The organism is Kitasatospora sp. NPDC059088, assembly GCF_042738155.1.
GTDB lineage: Bacteria > Actinomycetota > Actinomycetes > Streptomycetales > Streptomycetaceae > Kitasatospora.
On the sequence record NZ_JBHYGR010000032.1, the window covers coordinates 1 to 2,977 of the forward strand.

The window sequence follows — 2,977 nt, forward strand, 5'->3', positions numbered from 1 at the left end:
TCGCCCGACACAGCCCTCACCGGACTGCGCGAGCGACCTCCCCCCACACACCCCCCCCCCCCGCGGGCCGCGGGGGGCGGGGCGGGGGGCGGCCCCCCCCCCCCCCGCGCGGGGGGCCCCGCCCCGTCACGCCGATGCTAAGTTCCGGAGAATGAGCGAGAAGGAAGAGCAGGACCTGCCCATGAACGACGGGCCCTCGAAGCCGGCCATGCGCGAGGCGCTGGTGGCCGCGGCCTTCGAACTCTTCCTGGAGCGCGGCTTCGAGCAGACGACGGTCGACGACATCGTCTCGCTCGCCGGTGTCGGCCGGCGCTCCTTCTTCCGCTACTTCCCGGCCAAGGAGGACGTGGTCTTCCCCGACCACGAGCGCAGCCTCGCCGAGATGACGGAGTTCCTGGAGTCCGGCAGCGGCGAAGAGGACCCGGTCCGGCACGCCTGCGAGGCGGCCCGCCTGGTCCTGCGGATGTACGCGGAGCAGCCCTCCTTCTCCGTCCAGCGCTACCGCCTCACCCGCAAGGTCCCCGGCCTGCGCGCGTACGAGCTGTCGGTGGTCTGGCGCTACGAGCACACCCTCGCCGCCTACCTGCGCGGCCGCTTCGCCGCCCGCCCGGACGGCCCGCTGCGCGCCGACGTGATCGCCGCCGCCGTGGTCGCCGCGCACAACCACGCCCTGCGCACCTGGCTGCGCTCGGGCGGCGAGAGCGACTGGGTGACCGAGGTGGACGCGGCGATGGCCTTCGTCACCTCCACCTGGAGCGACCGCCCCGCCGACGCGGCCCAGGAGGGCGAGGGCCCGGGCGACGACGTGGTCGTGCTGGTCGCCAGCCGCCACGCGCCGCTCTGGCGGATGGTCCAGGGCATCGAGAGCGCCATCGGCGACTCCCGCCGGATCTGACGACGACGGCCGAGCTACGACGATCGGGCCACGGCGGTCGGGTCACGACGGCCGGGTCACGGCGGAACCCGACGGGCCGCCGGCCCCGATCCGCCTTCCCGCGCACCCTCCTGACCGATCGTCCGTCGGTCCCACCGCTGTGCGCGCCGCTGCCCGCCCGCCCGCGCCCCGGCCGCCGGCAAAGTCCCGGAAAACAAAGAGAACCCCAGATCAACTGGGGTTCTCTCGTCGGTGTCCGAGGGGGGACTTGAACCCCCACGCCCGATAAAGGGCACTAGCACCTCAAGCTAGCGCGTCTGCCATTCCGCCACCCGGACTAGGTGTCGCCCTCGCGGCTTCCGATCTCTCGTCCGTCGCGCTGACAGATGTAACTGTAGCAAAGATCGGCTTGAGCTCCCAAAACGGCTCCGGAGCGGGCGGACGTGCTGGTGGCGGGGCTGGCGGCGGGGGCGGGGGGTGGTCTGTGGCGGGGGTGTGACCAGCGGGTTTCGGGGGCGTGCGGGGGGTGGATCGCGATCGTGGGCTGGGGGAGGATGGGCGGACGTGCTCGTACGGCCCGGGTGCAGGTCCTGGGGGTGGCGCGCTGGTGCGTCGGTGCGGGCCAAAGACGAGGAGTGACCGTGAGCGAGCGGAGCGAGTCGGCGGCGCCGAAGGTGACGGCTGAGTCGGAGGTCGCCGAGATCTGTCGCGATCTGATCCGGATCGACACCAGCAACTACGGTGACGGCTCCGGCCCGGGCGAGCGCAAGGCGGCCGAGTACGTGGCCGAGCAGCTCGCGGAGTTCGGGATCGAGCCGCAGATCTTCGAGTCGGCCAAGGGGCGGGCCTCGACGGTGGTCCGGATCGAGGGCGAGGACCGGTCCCGTCCCGGCCTGCTGATCCACGGCCACACCGACGTGGTGCCGGCCAATGCCGCGGACTGGACGTACGACCCCTTCGGCGGCGAGATCGCCGACGGCTGCGTCTGGGGGCGCGGCGCGGTCGACATGAAGGACATGGACGCGATGACCCTCGCCGTCGTCCGTGACCGGCTGCGCACCGGCCGCAAGCCCCCGCGCGACCTGGTGCTCGCCTTCCTCGCGGACGAGGAGGCGGGCGGCACGTACGGCGCCCGCTTCCTGGTGGACAAGCACCCGGAGCTGTTCGAGGGCGTGACCGAGGGCATCGGCGAGGTCGGCGGCTTCTCCTTCACCGTCAACGACCAGGCCCGGTTCTACCTGGTGGAGACGGCTGAGAAGGGCATGCACTGGATGCGCCTGACGGTCGAGGGCCGGGCCGGGCACGGCTCGATGTCGAACGACGACAACGCGATCACCGAGCTGTGCGAGGCCGTCGCCCGGCTCGGCCGCCACAAGTTCCCGCTGCGGATCACCCCGAGCGTGCGGGCCTTCCTGGACGAGCTGTCGGACGTCCTCGGGTACCGGCTGGACCCGGAGGACATGGACGAGGTGGTCCGCGTGCTCGGCGGCATCGCCAAGATGATCGGCACCACGTTCCGCAACACCGCCCAGCCGACCATGCTCGGCGCCGGCTACAAGGTGAACGTGATCCCCGGTCAGGCCACCGCCCACGTGGACGGGCGCTTCCTGCCCGGCTACGAGGAGGAGTTCCTCGCCGAGCTGGACAGCGTGCTGGGCCCGCGCGTGAAGCGGGAGAGCCTGCACTCGGACCGGGCGATCGAGACCGACTTCGACGGCGCGCTGGTCGAGGCCATGCAGACCGCGTTGCGGGCGGAGGACCCGATCGCCCGGGCGGTGCCGTACTGCCTGTCGGGCGGGACGGACGCCAAGTCCTTCCAGGACCTCGGCATCCGCTGCTTCGGCTTCGCGCCGTTGCAGCTGCCGCCGGAGCTGGACTTCGCCGGGATGTTCCACGGCGTGGACGAGCGGGTGCCGGTGGACGGGTTGAAGTTCGGCGTCCGGGTGCTGGACCGCTTCATCGACGCCTGCTGATCGATCGACCGATCGATCGATCGGCGTCTGCTGATCAGGCGACTGGGTCGGGCCCCCCCCCCCCCGCCGGGGGGGGGCCGTCCCCCTTGTGGGAGCGCAGGTTTTGGGGACGGGTGGGACGCGGTCCAAA

Annotated in this window: 2 protein-coding genes and 1 tRNA gene; 2 read left to right on the plus strand and 1 reads right to left on the minus strand. The window is 72.2% G+C overall.

What is annotated here, in order from left to right:
- Positions 1-151 precede the first annotated feature (151 nt).
- On the plus strand, positions 152-895 hold the full coding sequence (locus ACFWXO_RS16765) for a TetR family transcriptional regulator (RefSeq protein ID WP_380524690.1): 744 nt from the start codon (positions 152-154) through the stop codon (positions 893-895).
- A gap of 232 nt (positions 896-1,127) precedes the next feature.
- Here the strand turns inward: ACFWXO_RS16765 and ACFWXO_RS16770 are convergent.
- Positions 1,128-1,212, minus strand: a tRNA-Leu gene (locus ACFWXO_RS16770).
- A 303-nt stretch (positions 1,213-1,515) separates the two neighbouring features.
- Between ACFWXO_RS16770 and ACFWXO_RS16775 the strand changes: the two genes are divergently transcribed.
- A complete protein-coding gene (locus ACFWXO_RS16775) occupies positions 1,516-2,847 on the plus strand; it encodes a M20/M25/M40 family metallo-hydrolase (protein ID WP_360246117.1) in 1,332 nt (443 codons plus the stop codon).
- The last annotated feature ends 130 nt before the right edge of the window (positions 2,848-2,977 follow it).